The sequence below is a fragment of the Paraglaciecola mesophila genome (assembly GCF_009906955.1).
Taxonomy (GTDB): Bacteria; Pseudomonadota; Gammaproteobacteria; order Enterobacterales; family Alteromonadaceae; genus Paraglaciecola; species Paraglaciecola mesophila_A.
The window spans coordinates 2,533,913-2,548,861 of the sequence record NZ_CP047656.1 but is presented as its reverse complement, the minus strand read 5'-3'; the positions used below and the strand labels follow the sequence as shown (position 1 = coordinate 2,548,861).

At 45.1% G+C, this 14,949-nt stretch carries 16 protein-coding genes; 11 read left to right on the top strand and 5 right to left on the bottom strand.

Annotation, left to right across the window (positions count from 1 at the left end; translation table 11 throughout):
• Window positions 1-18: 18 nt before the first annotated feature.
• Window positions 19-561: a DsrE family protein gene (locus FX988_RS10825; RefSeq protein ID WP_368361912.1), complete on the top strand. Its 543-nt coding sequence runs from the start codon at window positions 19-21 to the stop codon at window positions 559-561.
• A 50-nt stretch (window positions 562-611) separates the two neighbouring features.
• On the opposite strand, the gene FX988_RS10820 is transcribed toward FX988_RS10825, so the two are convergent.
• The 4 genes from FX988_RS10820 to FX988_RS10805 all read right to left on the bottom strand — a co-directional run bounded on the left by FX988_RS10820 (window position 612) and on the right by FX988_RS10805 (window position 2,994).
• Window positions 612-1,337, bottom strand: a complete 726-nt coding sequence (locus FX988_RS10820; RefSeq protein WP_160179792.1) for a lipoyl protein ligase domain-containing protein — start codon at window positions 1,335-1,337, stop codon at window positions 612-614.
• Window positions 1,334-2,008 carry a 2-oxo acid dehydrogenase subunit E2 gene (locus tag FX988_RS10815; protein ID WP_160179790.1) on the bottom strand — a complete coding sequence of 225 codons (675 nt, stop codon included), beginning with the start codon at window positions 2,006-2,008 and terminating at the stop codon, window positions 1,334-1,336. The genes FX988_RS10820 and FX988_RS10815 overlap by 4 nt, the downstream gene beginning before the upstream one ends.
• On the bottom strand, window positions 2,008-2,241 hold the full coding sequence (locus FX988_RS10810) for a biotin/lipoyl-containing protein (RefSeq protein ID WP_160179788.1): 234 nt from the start codon (window positions 2,239-2,241) through the stop codon (window positions 2,008-2,010). The genes FX988_RS10815 and FX988_RS10810 overlap by 1 nt, the downstream gene beginning before the upstream one ends.
• A 162-nt stretch (window positions 2,242-2,403) precedes the next feature.
• Window positions 2,404-2,994 (bottom strand): VOC family protein, encoded by a 591-nt coding sequence (locus FX988_RS10805; RefSeq protein WP_160179787.1) that lies wholly within the window; start codon window positions 2,992-2,994, stop codon window positions 2,404-2,406.
• Between the two features lie 672 nt (window positions 2,995-3,666).
• On the opposite strand from FX988_RS10805, the gene FX988_RS10800 reads away from it, so the two are divergent.
• From FX988_RS10800 to FX988_RS10765, 8 genes are all read left to right on the top strand, one after another.
• On the top strand, window positions 3,667-4,182 hold the full coding sequence (locus tag FX988_RS10800; RefSeq protein WP_160179785.1) for a gluconate 2-dehydrogenase subunit 3 family protein: 516 nt from the start codon (window positions 3,667-3,669) through the stop codon (window positions 4,180-4,182).
• A 45-nt stretch (window positions 4,183-4,227) separates the two neighbouring features.
• A complete protein-coding gene (locus tag FX988_RS10795; protein WP_160179783.1) occupies window positions 4,228-5,808 on the top strand; it encodes a GMC family oxidoreductase in 1,581 nt (526 codons plus the stop codon).
• 577 nt (window positions 5,809-6,385) lie between these two features.
• Window positions 6,386-7,372, top strand: coding sequence for a thiamine pyrophosphate-dependent dehydrogenase E1 component subunit alpha (locus FX988_RS10790; protein ID WP_160179781.1), 987 nt, complete (start codon window positions 6,386-6,388; stop codon window positions 7,370-7,372).
• Window positions 7,373-7,425: 53 nt separating this feature from the next.
• On the top strand, window positions 7,426-8,463 hold the full coding sequence (locus FX988_RS10785) for an alpha-ketoacid dehydrogenase subunit beta (RefSeq protein WP_160179780.1): 1,038 nt from the start codon (window positions 7,426-7,428) through the stop codon (window positions 8,461-8,463).
• A gap of 376 nt (window positions 8,464-8,839) precedes the next feature.
• The gene (locus tag FX988_RS10780) at window positions 8,840-10,822 is read left to right on the top strand and encodes a sigma-54-dependent Fis family transcriptional regulator (protein WP_160179778.1); all 1,983 of its coding nucleotides are present in this window, start codon (window positions 8,840-8,842) and stop codon (window positions 10,820-10,822) included.
• Window positions 10,823-10,866: 44 nt separating this feature from the next.
• On the top strand, window positions 10,867-11,064 hold the full coding sequence (locus FX988_RS10775) for a hypothetical protein (protein ID WP_160179776.1): 198 nt from the start codon (window positions 10,867-10,869) through the stop codon (window positions 11,062-11,064).
• Entirely contained in the window at window positions 11,061-11,357 is a 297-nt protein-coding gene (gene yggU / locus FX988_RS10770) for a DUF167 family protein YggU (RefSeq protein ID WP_160179774.1), read from the top strand. The genes FX988_RS10775 and yggU overlap by 4 nt, the downstream gene beginning before the upstream one ends.
• A 49-nt stretch (window positions 11,358-11,406) precedes the next feature.
• Complete coding sequence (locus FX988_RS10765) at window positions 11,407-12,285, top strand: ATP-grasp domain-containing protein (RefSeq protein WP_160179773.1); 879 nt, start codon at window positions 11,407-11,409, stop codon at window positions 12,283-12,285.
• 58 nt (window positions 12,286-12,343) lie between these two features.
• Here FX988_RS10765 and FX988_RS10760 read toward each other — a convergent pair whose 3' ends face one another.
• On the bottom strand, window positions 12,344-12,796 hold the full coding sequence (locus FX988_RS10760) for an Lrp/AsnC family transcriptional regulator (RefSeq protein ID WP_160179771.1): 453 nt from the start codon (window positions 12,794-12,796) through the stop codon (window positions 12,344-12,346).
• 144 nt (window positions 12,797-12,940) lie between these two features.
• Between FX988_RS10760 and FX988_RS10755 the strand changes: the two genes are divergently transcribed.
• Together FX988_RS10755 and FX988_RS10750 are read left to right on the top strand one after the other, a co-directional pair.
• Window positions 12,941-13,774 carry a tryptophan 2,3-dioxygenase family protein gene (locus FX988_RS10755; protein WP_160179769.1) on the top strand — a complete coding sequence of 278 codons (834 nt, stop codon included), beginning with the start codon at window positions 12,941-12,943 and terminating at the stop codon, window positions 13,772-13,774.
• Entirely contained in the window at window positions 13,774-14,913 is a 1,140-nt protein-coding gene (locus FX988_RS10750; protein ID WP_160179767.1) for an aminotransferase class V-fold PLP-dependent enzyme, read from the top strand. Before FX988_RS10755 ends, FX988_RS10750 begins: the two co-directional genes overlap by 1 nt.
• Window positions 14,914-14,949 lie beyond the last annotated feature (36 nt).

Below are 14,949 nucleotides of genomic sequence, written 5' to 3'. Positions count from 1 at the left end.
ATGCAAGGATTAAAGATGATGATAAAAGCGTTAATGCAGAACGTGACGTTGCTGTTGGTTTTGAGTACGAATGTTCAGGCCGTTGCAGCGGAGTTTAGCGATGGCCCAGTGATTTTCGGTTACGGAAAACATGCACCTGTGCAACAAGATATACCGGTTGAAAAAAGCACTGAACTCAAGGTGGTATTCGATGTGAGTCAAGCAGGTAAAGACGGTACCCTCAACCGTGGCTACGACAGCGTTGCTCGATTTTTAAACATGCATGTGGCTAACGGCGTCGACATTAGAAATATTGACCTCGCTATTGTTGTGCATGGCAGTGCCACTAACGAAATGCGCAGTGCCAAGGCGTATAAAGCCAAGTATGGAAAAGAAAATCCCAATATAGAATTGCTCTCTATATTGATGAAAAACGGGGTGCAAATAGTGCAATGTGGACAATCAGCGGCGTACCATCAAATGGCGAATGAAGACATGATTGACGACGTTGAAATGGCTTTGTCGGCCATGACGGCGCATGCCTTGTTTGCCCAGAAAGGCTTTACGTTGAATCCGTTTTAGTGACGATGCGTTTATTGAGCTATGCATCTATGAGCAATGCACTCTAAAGTTTAAAGCTGTGCACTAAGTAATAGTGAATAGCGTTGGTGTAAGAAGGTGGCTAATTCATAGCACAGCGAATCGGTTTTGGCTGGGGGATACAGATCAGCGATATTGATGTGAGCGTGCGGTTCGACGCGCTCGGGGCGCGAGCAATCTTTATATAAGCTGTTAATAGCGTAGGTGCCTTTTTCAATATCAGCATTTACCAATATCAACGCGTGAGCGAACAATACGCTAGATTTTTGCTTATTTTTTCCGATAGCCCATCGTTGGGCAGTACCGGCGATTTTTCGTCCTTGTGAACCCACATTAAATTTGCCGTCACAAAACGCGTTGGGTACACAGCGGTATTCAGGTTTGTGTCCCAGAGACGCAATGAAATCTGCGATAGGGCGACATAAATCTAAATAGGCTGCTTCAATACTCGGCCTACTATCTAATGCATAAGCATAAGAGACATTCAAAATGCCCTTTCCTTGCGGGGTCGCATCTCCTCCTGTGTTGCGAATAGACACTGGCCAACCATTTTGTCTGGATTTTTCAGCAGCGACGGCAAATTTACTGTTAGAGCATAATCGTTTCGGAACAACAAGAGATTGCTCGGCAGACCAAATACTAAGAGCATTCTCAGCTTTACCCGTGACAACGTGTTCCAGCATCAGGCGCTCGTGCTCAAGTGCCTGACTGATATCGACAGTGGGGATCGTTGCTGGTAGGGCTCGAGTATGGTTCATAGTGATTCAATAGAGTGACAAACATCCGTTAGAAAGTCGGCTGCTGGCGCACCATCAACAGCGCGATGATCGAAGGTTAATGACAGTCCCATCATAGGTTTCCACTCAAGCGTGTTATCTTGTGCAGGGGCTGCTTGCTTTATAATACTTCCTATACCTAACAGAGCAATCTGCGGCGTGTTTAATATTGGTGTGAAATGATGCACACGAGAAAGCCCTAAATTACTGATAGTAAATGTACCTTGTGTCATTTCAGGTACCGTTAACTTATTTGCCCTAGCGCGAGCCGACAAATCTTGGCGGGCTTCACGTAGTTCACTCAGCCGCTTTTGATTGGCTTTAAAAATCGCTGGCGCCACTAAAAGGTTACCCGGCATCGCCATTGCCATGCTCAAGTGGATTTGCTCATGCAAATGCACCTCTTTGCCCTGTACTACGCCATTCATATTAGGGTGGCGGACCAGCACAGAGCAAATAACATGCATTACCAAATCTTCAATAGACACCTTTGTACCTTCTCTCGAAAGCCGTTCTTTCATGGCCATCAGTGAGCTGACATCTGCTTGCGCATGGTGCGTAAGCTGGGCAGACTCCTCCAAGCTCTTTTGCATCTTATCGGCAATCATACCTCTTACACCGCGCAGCGGAACAATATTGATGGCTGTTTCCATTAGCTTATCGTCCCTATTACATCGCCTTTTTTGACAACTTCATCTTCATCAGCTGATATCGTCAGCTTGCCGTCTGCAGGTGCCACTATTTCATATTGGATTTTTTCAGCCATCACCTCTACGACTAAATCACCTTTTGACACTGTGTTGCCATCTGATGTGAGCCACGTTGTCACAACTGCTTCGATATCTTCTTCCCATAAGTCAGCGGGGATAATAATGTTGGTAGTCATATCGGTATTCCTATTTTAAAAAGTTAACATTGATTGTTGAATAAAAGTGCTGGCTTCCAATTAGCGCAGCCAAGATGCAGCGCTGTGGCAGCTCAAAATAAAACAAAAAGGGGTGACGTCCTTGTCGATGAAAAGCCTTAATGCATAGTTATGAATTCGTGTTTAATCGCGCGGATCCCAAAGACGTCGCTCCGTTTCTCGCTCATAGCCTTGCCCATTTGGGTATGACAGTATTTCTAATTGCTGGCCCCAAGGCGCTAAAAAGTAAACCCAAGAAAGTCCTTCCATCCCTGTGTCAGTGAATGTTTTTGGTTCTCCCAGTACTTGAACGCCGTGTTTCTTTAGATAGGCGACTGCGTCGTCAATATCTTCGACGTAAAACGCAATATGGTTGCCACCGTAATCGCTATTTTTAACGTACGTGGTATTTTGATCCGGTGAGGTATATTCGAATATTTCAAAGTTTGTACCGTTGCCGCAACGCACCATATACGCAGATTTGATAACGGCTTCTTTATTTACGTTTAGATTGGTCGTCATCCAGTCATCTTCAAACGGACCAAAAGGGCCAATAGAGAAGAACCCTTCACAGCCAATTACCTCCTCGTAAAAGGTCACCGCTTCATCCATATTCGGTACGGTAAAGCCAAAGTGTTGTGGGCCTTTCATTCCTGGCATAGCCGCCTGAGATAAAAAGGGCAGGGTGCTTAGGACAAATATCGCTAATTTTTTAAAAGAGTTTGTTCGCATCATTCACTTCCTATATTGCATTCAATAGTGGTTGAGTGGACAGGTGTATCTTTGTGTCCAAACCATGTCTCTAGAATGGGTTAAGCACTCTAGGTTCGTATTCATATGGCTAAAAGCAACTTGCGAGCCATACATATTATTTACATTAATTTTTCATAAGACTTTGGGTAGCTTGTTGCGAAAGGATATTTTATAAGCTCTTGTTTTTATGGGCTTGTAGCGCTTTTTCTTGATAATTCAATATGTGGCTTGTGTGGAGGGTAGCTGGTGACGAAAACCTTTCTCGGCCTATGAATAGGGCAGTTCACTAACTTGTGGTTCGTTAAGCTGCTGCATGTGTCGCAGTAAATGACACACTTGTCGCAACATTTGGCCAACGTTTTATTAACAAGGTGAGTGGGATGCTTCCCCCTCCATTGTTAATAAAAGGAAAATTAATTGTTTTTGCGGGCTGCAGAGGCGTTACAAGCGAGTGGCATAGTTCGTGCTGAGTCGGGGTAGTCCGGAGCCCAACTAAGATGACTTGCTTGTGCTCTAGGTCGGCAGGTGTCTTTCTGCTTCTCACATTGTGATGCGACAAAGATCGCTTATTTGAAGGTGGAGACGAGTCAAACAACTTAAGCAATATGCATGATGCCTGTGATTTTAAAGTTAATTACGTTTGGAAGGTAGACAATGAATAACAACACAGATAAGTCCATATCCCGTCGTGACTTTTTAAAAAACAGCATTAAAACCGCTGCCGCTGGCGGTGGGATTGCCGCCGTACCGGGTCTCATATTTTCGGACGCTCTCGCAGCCGGCAGTCAAGCGTCACTGTTTGATCAAACACTGCTAAGAATAGCCAGAGATATTTATCCCCATGACATGCTTGAAGACAAGTATTACACCCAGCCCTTAGTGCCACTAAAAGAAACGCATTTGGAGCTTTTACAGCAGGGGGTAAATGCGCTAGATAGGCTAGCAATGAGTAAGAAAGGCGCACCATTTCTAGCGATTACAGAAGAGTCGGAAAGGGAAGCTTTGTTGCGCACCATTGAGGAAACAGCGTTTTTTTCAAAGATGAAATTCACCTTAATGCTCGGAATATATAACAATCCAGAAGTCTGGCCAATGTTCGGTTATGAGGGCTCTTCATGGGAAAAAGGTGGGTATCTGCATCGAGGTTTTAACGACCTTAAATGGCTGTAGTTACGCGCAATTCCCCTTAATCGAACAGGCAGAAGGAAATAACAGATGACCGGTAAATTTAACTTAAATGACAGTAGTGTAGTGGTAATCATAGGCTCTGGTGCGGGCGGTGGCACACTGGCTAATGAACTCGCACAGAAAGGTATCCGCAGCGTTGTATTAGAAGCGGGTAAACGCTTTACATTTGGCGATATAGAAAACGATGAATGGAAAATGTTTAGCAAGATCTCTTGGTTAGATAAAAGAGTCTCTTCAGGTGGATGGCATTTGACTAAGAACCATAAAAGTTTACCCGCTTGGATAGTAAAAGGTGTTGGTGGCTCCACGGTTCACTGGGCTGGCGTAGCGTTACGTTACAAAGAGCATGAATTCAAAACACAGACTATTAACGGCCAAATTGCCGGAGCCAATGTACTCGATTGGCCAATTTCGCTGAGTGAATTAGCGCCGTATTACGATAAGGCGGAGCTTAAAATGGGCGTGACTGGAAATGTCACAGGTATGCCGCATCTTCCTTGGAATAACGACTTCAAGGTGATGGCCGAAGGGGCTAAAAGGGTGGGCTATAAAGATATAGTGTCGGGTCCTATGGCGATTAATTCTCAGGCCAGAGATGGTCGTCCGGGCTGCCAGCAAATTGGTTTTTGTATGCAGGGCTGCAAAATCGGCGCTAAATGGTCAACCATGTACACAGAGATACCACGAGCCGAAGCGACAGGTCATTGCGAAGTGCGACCAGGCGCCATGGTGCAAAGAATAGAGCATGACAAAAAAGGCCGGGCCACTGGCGTTGTTTATGTCGACGAACAGGGCAATACCCAGATCCAGAAAGCGCGCATCGTGTGCGTTGCTGGCAACTCAATTGAATCACCTCGTCTATTACTTAATTCAGAGTCTAATATGTTCAAAGACGGGTTGGCCAATTCCTCTGGACAGGTTGGCAAAAATTATATGGTACACAACACTGCCGGTGTTTATGCAGTGATGCCTGAAGAGGTCAACATGCACAGAGGAACCACCTGTGCAGGGATTGTTGGCGACGAGCGTCGGGACGACCCGTCTCGTGGGTTTGTCGGTGGCTATACCATTGAAACCTTATCCCTTGGCTTGCCGTTTATGTCTGCTTTTATGGATCCTAACCCTAGTGGCTGGGGAAGAGGATTCGCCTCAACCATCGAGAAATACAACCATATGTCTGGGGTGTGGATTGTTGGTGAGGATCTTGCGATGGAGGAAAACAACATTTCTTTGCATCCCACAGAGAAAGACCAATATGGCTTACCCGTGCCTATTGTTAGCAAAAGTGCACACAGCAACGATGTAGTCATGCACAAGCATGCACTTGCCACCATGGAAAAGATATATAAAGCGGTAGGGGCAGAGCAAATTGTAAACTTACCTCAATACCCTGCAAGCCATAATATGGGCACTAATCGTATGAGTGAGAAAGCCAGAGATGGCGTGGTAAATAGATGGGGTCAATCACACGATATTGATAACCTGTTTATCTCTGATGGAAGCCAATTTACCTCTAGCGGATCACCTAACCCTACGCTGACTATTGTTGCCTTAGCCATCCGACAAGCTGATTACATAGCGGAGCAAATGCTCAAGAAGGAAATATAAAGTAATGTCTTGAATTATCGGCTTATAGTTCAGGTTTTTGCTTGCTATGAGCCGATGGTTTTTCGGCTAATGCCCCTGCTGCTCGTGTTGGTCAAACAGCGTTGTCATCGATCCGCGTTGCAATCTACCAGCGTTGCAATCGACGCATTGTATATTCCTCTTTCAATCTTCTCTCCACCAAGCTTTATTTCAAAGCGACGCTGAAGACCTGATGTTACTACTGACTTATGTTCATCAAACGCCAATTATTACAGTAGAAAAAGCGGTTTGGGACACTTGTTGCATTTTTGCTAATGGAATATTAATAACAGGTGGAGTTGCTAGATTTTTTTGCTGATGCACTTTAAATAAATACTTTAATATCAGTATTTTACAATCTTTTGGGAGGCTGTTTCCTACATTGGCTTGTGGCTTGCAATTCAACATACCAGCAACCTCAATGTACACCTTATGAAGAAAAGGGTTAGCCCACTACCTCGTTAATTGAGCGTGCATAGCGAAAAGCTCTGAATTCTAGCCAGCTAACTTTTGTAGCTGCATTTTCAGAAATTGAAATGAACTCTGCGGAGAATTAAACATGAAACCATCATTAGAGCAAAAAGTCTGGATGTACGAGCACATGCTTGTCAGTCGCTACTACGAGCAAGCGATTGAAAAAATATACCTAGAGGGGAAATCCCCAGTTTTTAATATGGCCAAAGGCACAATTCCGGGGGAAATGCACTTGTCCAATGGCCAAGAGCCATGCGCAGTCGGTGTATGCGCGCACCTTCATGACTATGACATCATTACAGCCACCCATAGACCGCATCACCAAGCGATTGCCAAAGGTGTTGATCTAAAACGAATGACCGCGGAAATATTTGGCAAGAAAAGCGGATTAAGCGGTGGACGAGGTGGGCATATGCATTTGTTTGACCCAGCCGTGAATTTTTCATGCTCTGGGATTATAGGCCAAGGTATGGGGCCTGCTGTTGGGGCGGCACTGTCTAGAAAGCTGCAAAATAAACCAGGTGTTGCAATCTCATACATAGGAGATGCTGCGTCGAATCAGGGCGCATTTCACGAATCACTGAACCTTGCCGCCGTCTGGAAACTACCAGTGGTTTTCGTAGTGGAAGACAACGCTTGGGGTATATCGGTGGCAAAAGAAACCTCTATGTCAGTAACGCACAACGCTGTGCGCGCGCAAAGTTATGGCATCCCTGGGGTTTTTGTACCGGGTAATGATCCTGTCGCTATTTTCGAAGCCGCAGGTGAAGCGATAACTCGTGCCCGAAATGGCGAAGGACCTAGCTTACTCGACTTAGAAACATATCGCTTAGCAGGCCATTTTATGGGAGACGGTGAAGACTACCGACCCGCAGGAGAAAAAGCTGCGTTGGCCGAAAAAGATCCCATTCTTGTGTTCGAACAGACACTGCTAAATGAAAAGGTCATTACGCCTGACGAGAACGAGCAGATGAAAAAAGCGGCTTTGTCCCGCGTTGAAGAAGCGGTTGAATTTGCTCGTAGCAGTGATTATGCCCCTGCCGAAGAGGCAATGGATTTCGTGTTTGTTTAGTTCCAGCGACATAACGAGACAGAATAGTTAACAAGAAACTTGGAGAGAATATCATGGCAGTTAAAGAGCGAAAACTAACTATCGCAAGAGCAATGGCTGAAGGCATCGCCCAAGAAATGCGCACAGACGAAAGTGTATTTGTAATGGGTGAAGATGTGGGGCCCCTTGGTGGTGTATTTGGGAATACGCGTGGGCTGTACGATGAATTTGGTGCAGAACGCGTGCGCGACACACCTATATCTGAAACGGCATTTATGGGTGCAGCGGTAGGTGCCGCCTCAGATGGAATGCGACCTATCGTCGAATTGATGTTTGTTGACTTTTTTGGCGTATGTTTTGATGCCATATACAACAACATGGCGAAGAATGCCTACTTTTCAGGAGGAAATGTCAAGGTTCCTGTGGTGCTCATGACCTCTACTGGTGGCGGTTATAGCGATGGTGGGCAGCATTCACAATGTGTTTACGGTACCTTCGCCCACTTGCCTGGAATGAAAGTGGTTGTGCCAAGTAACGCATACGATGCTAAGGGTATGATGATTGCCGCTATTCGTGATGATAATCCGGTGATTTTTATGTATCACAAATCGCTTCAGGGCATGGGGTGGCTAGGAACTGAAAAAGGGGCCACTGTGCACGTTCCAGAAGAAGAGTACGTGGTTGAGTTTGGCAAAGCGAGCACTGCAAAAGAAGGTAGCGACGTCACCATTGTTAGCTTGGGCGTGGGCGTTCACCACGCTTTAAAAGCAGCGAAAACGCTTGAACAAGACGGGATTAGCGCTGAGGTGATTGACCTAAGAACGTTAGTTCCTCTTGATCGAGACTATATATTCGCATCGGTTAAAAAAACCGGGCGCTTAGTCGTAGTGGATGAGGATTATCATAGTTATGGCGTGAGCGGAGAAGTCATGGCCTCGGTCGTCGAGAGAGATATCTCTATACTAAAAGCGGCGCCTAAACGTATTGCTTATCCTGATATTCCGATCCCGTTTTCACCGATTATGGAGCAGTGGGCATTGCCCAATGTAGAAAAAATCGTAGAGGCCTGTTTAGCGTTTGATTATCATCAAGAACAGGCGGCGCTGATATAAGTCGCTGGTGAATTCGCTTGCTATGAAAACAGCTTAAATCGGGTAGCGTGATAAAGAGAGCCAATCAGTACGGGGCTCTCTTTTATTCGTTTGAGGCTATTTATGCAAAACATTTTAGTGTTGCGTTATTTATCACCTCCTAAAATCCTTACGAGAGGGACTAATATAGCTGCCGAAAATAGTGTTTCATTAACATTAGTGTTACAGTTTTTCTGTGAATAATAAGCAAATACCAAGCGTTCAACCTTCTTAACATTAAGTGTATAAATGCAAATATCTTGTTAGGGTGTAACGGTTATTTTCTTGTTTATCATGCCGGAATTGGCAACAGGCATAAGCCATAACGAGTATCGATGTTACGCATGCTGAGAGTAATATGAGCAGATCCGACCACAACGAAGAGCACATTAGTCGCGTTATAAATGCTGCTTCAGCAACACCCCTTGGGCAGCAGATAAATAAAGAAGACTACATCACAGATTCTTGGAAACGTTGCATTGAAGAGTACAAGTTGAACCCAGGCGTTGCTGCGCCGGCACATATTCTACCAGCCCACGAAATACTCGAGCATAAAGATCAAATCGACAGTTTTTTGCACGTAGCCCGCATCGGTATGGAAGGCTTATATAAACACGTGGCAAGCCTAAATTATGTTCTGCTACTGACAGATGCGACGGGCATTACGGTCGACTACATAGGTAATACATGCTTCGATAGTGAGCTTAAAGATTCAGGCCTTTATTTGGGTGCCGATTGGAGTGAAGAGCGCTCGGGCACTAATGGCGCAGCTCTGTGCATACGTACTCAACGACCCGTAATCTGTCATCGAACAGATCACTTTCATGTGCGAGACATACAGGTGACCTGCTCAGCTGCGCCAGTGTGCGACCCAACAGGTGAGCTATTGGCTGTGTTAGATATTTCTGCATTGCATTCACCCGCGGCGAAAGAGGGGCAAATTTTAGCGAGTCAATTGGTCAGCATGTATGCGCGAAAAATTGAGAGTGCAAATTTTGTTCGTCACTTCTCAAATGAATGGATTATTCGCTTCACAAACACTTCAGAGTTTGTCGATGTTTCAACGGAAAATTTAATAGCACTTGGAAGTGACGGAAATATTCTTGGCGCAACCCAAGCAGCAGCCAAACATATGAAAAGTGGTTGTACGGTGAAAAGCCTGATTGGAAAACCGGTCACAGATTATTTTGAGTGTACCCTTGATGAGTTGATGGACATTGCGAGAAATGGTGAGAATAGCAGCAAAAAAATGTTGATCACACGGGATAAGCACGAACTCTTTTTTGCTGGGCTGATTGAACCTAAGGGCAGTCAGATGAAATCAGTTTCAGTAGAAAAAGAGCAGCATAATTTTCAGCCTTTAGAGCGATTGAGTCACAATGATGCGCTAATGGACAGAGCGATAAACCGAGCGAAACGCTTAGTTGATAAAAATGTGAATATCGTTATCGGCGGTGAAACAGGTACAGGTAAAGAAGTGATGGCTCGGGCTTTACATGATAGCAGTGCGCGAGCAGGTAATGCATTTATCGCGGTGAACTGCGCCGCTATCCCTGAAGCGTTAATTGAAAGCGAACTGTTTGGTTATAAAGCGGGTTCCTTTACTGGAGCGAACACCAAAGGCCAAAAAGGACTCATCATGCAGTCCAGTGGTGGTACATTATTTCTGGATGAAATTGGTGATATGCCACTGCAACTGCAATCTCGCTTACTACGTGTTCTCGCTGAAAAAGAGGTCATGGCTGTGGGGGCGAATAAGCCGGAAAAAGTAGACCTACATGTTATTTCGGCAAGTCACAGAGACCTAAGGGTGCTCATAAGCGAAGGAACATTTCGTGAAGATTTATACTATCGTTTGAACGGCGCCATTTTAAACTTGCCAGCCCTTAGAGACCGCACAGATAAAGGGTTTATTACCATGAATCTAGTGGCGCAAGAAGCTAAAAAGCTTAACGTATCGGCTAAGTTATCGAACGAAGCAATGAAGGTTATACTTGGTTATTCATGGCCAGGCAACGTGCGGCAATTACGTAATGCGATTCAATTTGCTTTAGCGATATGTGAAGACAATACCATTGGGCCTGACGATTTACCGGATGAACTATTTGAGGACGCTAGCCAGAATCACAATGTCGAAGGCCAGGCACCAGAGCAACTACAGACAAGTGACATTTCCCAAATTTATGCTGAACAATACCCAGCTAAAGTGAGAAAGCTAGTGGAAACCTTAAAGCTGCATCAATGGAATATTACGGCAGCTTCTGAAGAATTAGGTATTTCTCGTTCGACCATTTATCGACATATGGAACGCTACGGAATTGTTCCGCCAAATTTGATGTAATGCGTTGTTTCTACTTTTTTACTGTTTGAGAGTCGCATAACCTGATGAACGATTCAGCTATTCAAGTCGGTCTACCATGTGCCTATCCGTTGTTGTGCCAATGGATAGGGATTGCGTTGGTGGTAGCTTTGGTCGCCGGCTTGTTGGCTATTATTTACAGTGTGCTAAACGATAAAAAACGCCAAGACATGAAACGTGAGCAAAGGCGACGGCAACGAGCACAACGGAAAAAGCATCGATGAACTATGCTGTTCAAATGAAAAACAAAGCGCTACAGCTGCGTATTTATATACAACCGAAAGCCTCTCGTGACGAAATCGTGGGTATGCATGGCGATGCGCTGAAAATCGCGATAACCGCACCACCTGTTGATGGCAAAGCGAATACCCATCTGTGCAAATATTTAGCAAAGCAGTGTGGTGTAGCGAAATCTAATGTGGCGCTCATTAAAGGCCAATTGAATCGCCATAAAACTGTGGTGGTGAATGAGCCAGCAGTGATACCCAAGGCTATTCAGGCGTTACTGAATGTGTAGCCAAGTTGAATAAATCAATTCATATTTCAAGCAAAAAGGTCACCCCTCTATGAAACGTTGTGCTTTTTTATCCACGGATAACCTTGAAGGTTACTTCGTTTATGACGAGTTACTTTATGCACCATTGAAGCAGGTTGGTTGGCATGTTGACGCGGTATCTTGGCATGACAGTAACATCGATTGGAACAGCTTTGATGTCGTGGTGGTGCGCAGCACATGGGATTATCAGCAACATGCAAGGGAGTTCATGCAATGTCTGCGACGAATTGAAGACTCGCGAGCGGTTTTAGCCAATAGCCTGCGCTTGTTAACGTGGAATATAAGCAAGGAGTACTTAAAAGATATTGCCAGTCAGGGAATTAGCATAGTGCCGACTATTTGGTTAGATGCCTTTGATTTGGCCCAGGTCAGTGCAGGTTTTGAGCATTTTTCTTGTGAGAAATTAGTGCTTAAGCCCTGCGTTAGTGCGAATGCGGATGACACCTATCTGCTGGATCGCGAGCAATTACTAAACCAAGCAAAGAACCTAAAAGTAGTATTCGACGACCGAGCGTTTATGGTTCAGCCCTTTATCGAGGCAGTCGTTACCCAAGGGGAGTACTCGTTATTTTATTTTAACGGTCACTTTAGTCATGCCATTTTAAAGCAACCTGAACAAGGTGATTTCAGAGTGCAAGAAGAACATGGCGGCAGATTACAAGCTGTAGAGCCTGATGAAGAAATGCTCACCCAAGCTCGCCATACTATGGCATCACTGCCGGATGATGCTCTTTATGTCAGAATTGATTTATTACGCTATAAAAAAGAGTATGTCGTGATTGAAATCGAACTGATTGAACCAAGTTTGTATTTTAATATGGATGAGCGCTCACCCGCTAATTTTGTTGAGGCTTTTGTGGAATCATTCGGTAAGGGCGATAGCGCTTAATACACCTTTGTTAGGACGATTCGTTCAAAAAGCCAACCCATTTTTAAGGCGCTAAGACTTACAACATATCCGCATAAGCCCCATTGTTTTTGACCATACGGGTAGAAATGGCGGTATTAAAGCGTTGCACGCCAGGTAGTCGGCTGAGTTGAGCACGAAGCAATTCGTCGAAGGCATCGATATCTGCGGCCAGTATTTCCAACACGTAGTCTGAATCACCGGTAACAGCATGGCACGACCGAACGGCTTTGTGCTCAAGAATCGCCTGTTCGAATGCCTGATATTGCTCAAAATCCACCACAACATGAACCAAGGCTCGAATGGTGAGACCTAAAGCTTTCGGGTCAAGTTGGGCGCTGTAACCTTGTATAACTCCCGCTTTTTGAAGTTGCTGCACCTTGTTCCAGCAGGGGGTCTTACTCATGCCTATTTCATCCCCTAAGGCAGCGAAAGACATGCGAGCGTCGTTTTCTAGTGCTTTAACTATTTTTTTGCTGTTGTTGTCTAGCATATGTTCCTCAATATTGCTTTGGGAAAGAACAGTGTTCTAATTTTATATCTCCAAGCAGTATAAATAGAACAATGTTCGAAGGCGAATGTTCTAGCATTTAATCACAATAGGTTTAGAGCCCATCCAGTTAAAAGCGAGTCTTCTATGAGCCAGCAGAATGCATCATCCAGTGAACATACCCAAAGCGGTTTTCGGCAAAAATACCACAACTTACTCGATACCCCAGATATGCTTGATTACGGTACCTATCTGAATTGCCAGCAGTTACTAAGTGCCCAAAAGCCCCTCACCGAGCTGTGCAATGGTGATGAGCTGCAGTTTCAAATTGTGCATCAGGTTGAAGAGTTGTGGATGAAGCTTATGATCTACACCCTAGTGGATGTATTGGAATACATGGCCCAAGAAAATACCCTACGTGTGGTGTCGCTGATGAAACGGGTAAACTTTATTCAGCGCATGATGAGTCAGCAACTAGACTTACTGGAAACCATGTCACCAAAAGAATACCAACAAATTCGTTTGCAACTGGGTAATGGCAGTGGTCAAGAATCGCCGGGCTTTCGTACCCTTTTAAAAATGCCAGAAGATCTGTGGACTGTGTTTGATAAGGGGTATGTTACTGGACGGAGTAAATCCATTGAGCAGGTATACGACAGTCAGTATAGCCATGACGAAAGTTACATAGTGGCGGAATGTTTAGCCGAATTTGATGAGCAGTTACAGAAATTTCGTAGTCTGCATATCTTCCTTATTCAGCGCTCTATTGGTCTTGAAGCCAAGTCATTGAAAGGCAGAGCCGTTACCTTGTTAGAAAAGGGGGCAAAACACAGGTTCTTCCCTGAATTATGGCAGGTGCGCAGCAGCATGACAGACAGTTGGGGCCAAGCATATGGGGAAGTGCGCAGCCCAATTCATAGTGAAAATGACCCGTCTAGCAGTGGCTGCCCATTTCATCATACCGCGAGCGAGGAGTCATAGTGCAAGACGCCAGTCAGCAGTTTTCTTTACCGAAGGGGCTCTACTTACTTAGTCATTCCGTAGGGTGTTTACCTGTGCTTACTCGCAGTGTGGTAGGGCAAACGTATTTTGAACCTTGGCAGCAAAAAGGGGGAGACGCTTGGCCAACTTGGTTAACGGTTATCGAGCAGTTTTGTCATGAACTGAGCAACTTGTTTAATGCCAACAGTGCGGATTTTTGCCCGCAGCCCAGTGTGTCTAGCGGGTTAAGTCAGTATTTACAGGCCTTGCCGGAGCAGCGCAACACGACTGCTGCTGGGAAAAAGAAACGACGTGTCCTGATGCATGCGTCGGCATTCCCTTCTTTGGGGTTTGCGGTGCAAGGTCTGCAAAACATCGGCTTTGAACTTACATTGATTGATAAGGGCTATGACCCTAACGATCTCGAAGCGTGGCAAAAATACCTGAGCGATGATGTGGCTGTTGCTGTTATCACCCATGTGCACTCTAACACGGGCATTGTGTCCAACGTACCGCTGATAAGGCAGATGTGCCAAGCGCATAATGTGCGAGTCGTAGTGGATGTCGCTCAATCAGCAGGTGTGATACCAATTGATTTGCAAGAATGGCAGGTTGATGCGCTATTAGGCTCTTGCGTAAAATGGCTATGCGGAGGACCTGGCGCTGGGTTTATGTGGGTAAATCCAGCGCACATAGAGGAGCTAAGACCAAAACAGTTAGGTTGGTTTTCTCATCAAGATCCATTTGAATTCAATATCGAGCATTTTGCATATGCGCAAGATGCCAAACGTTTTTGGGGCGGCACGCCAAATATTTTGCCTTATGCCAGTGCGCTGGTAGGCTTGCAGCAAATAAACCAAATTGGCCAACAGACGATATACGAGCACAGTAAATCCCTACAAAACATCGTTTTAGCACAGGCTGAGCAACATCTATTAACACCGCTCAACCTTGAGCAAACAGGCGGCACTTTGTGCCTGCACTTGAGTCAAAAGAAGAGCGTAGCATTGCAAGATAAGTTAAAGGCTGCCCATGCTTATTTCGACCAACGAGAGGATTGTTTTCGTTTGTCTTGGCATATTTACAACACTGCAGACGAAGCTGAGCTGGCGGCGGATATGTTTCAGCATTTACCCTAATATGATGTAGCGACCTTGTAGGGTGAATGAACGTCT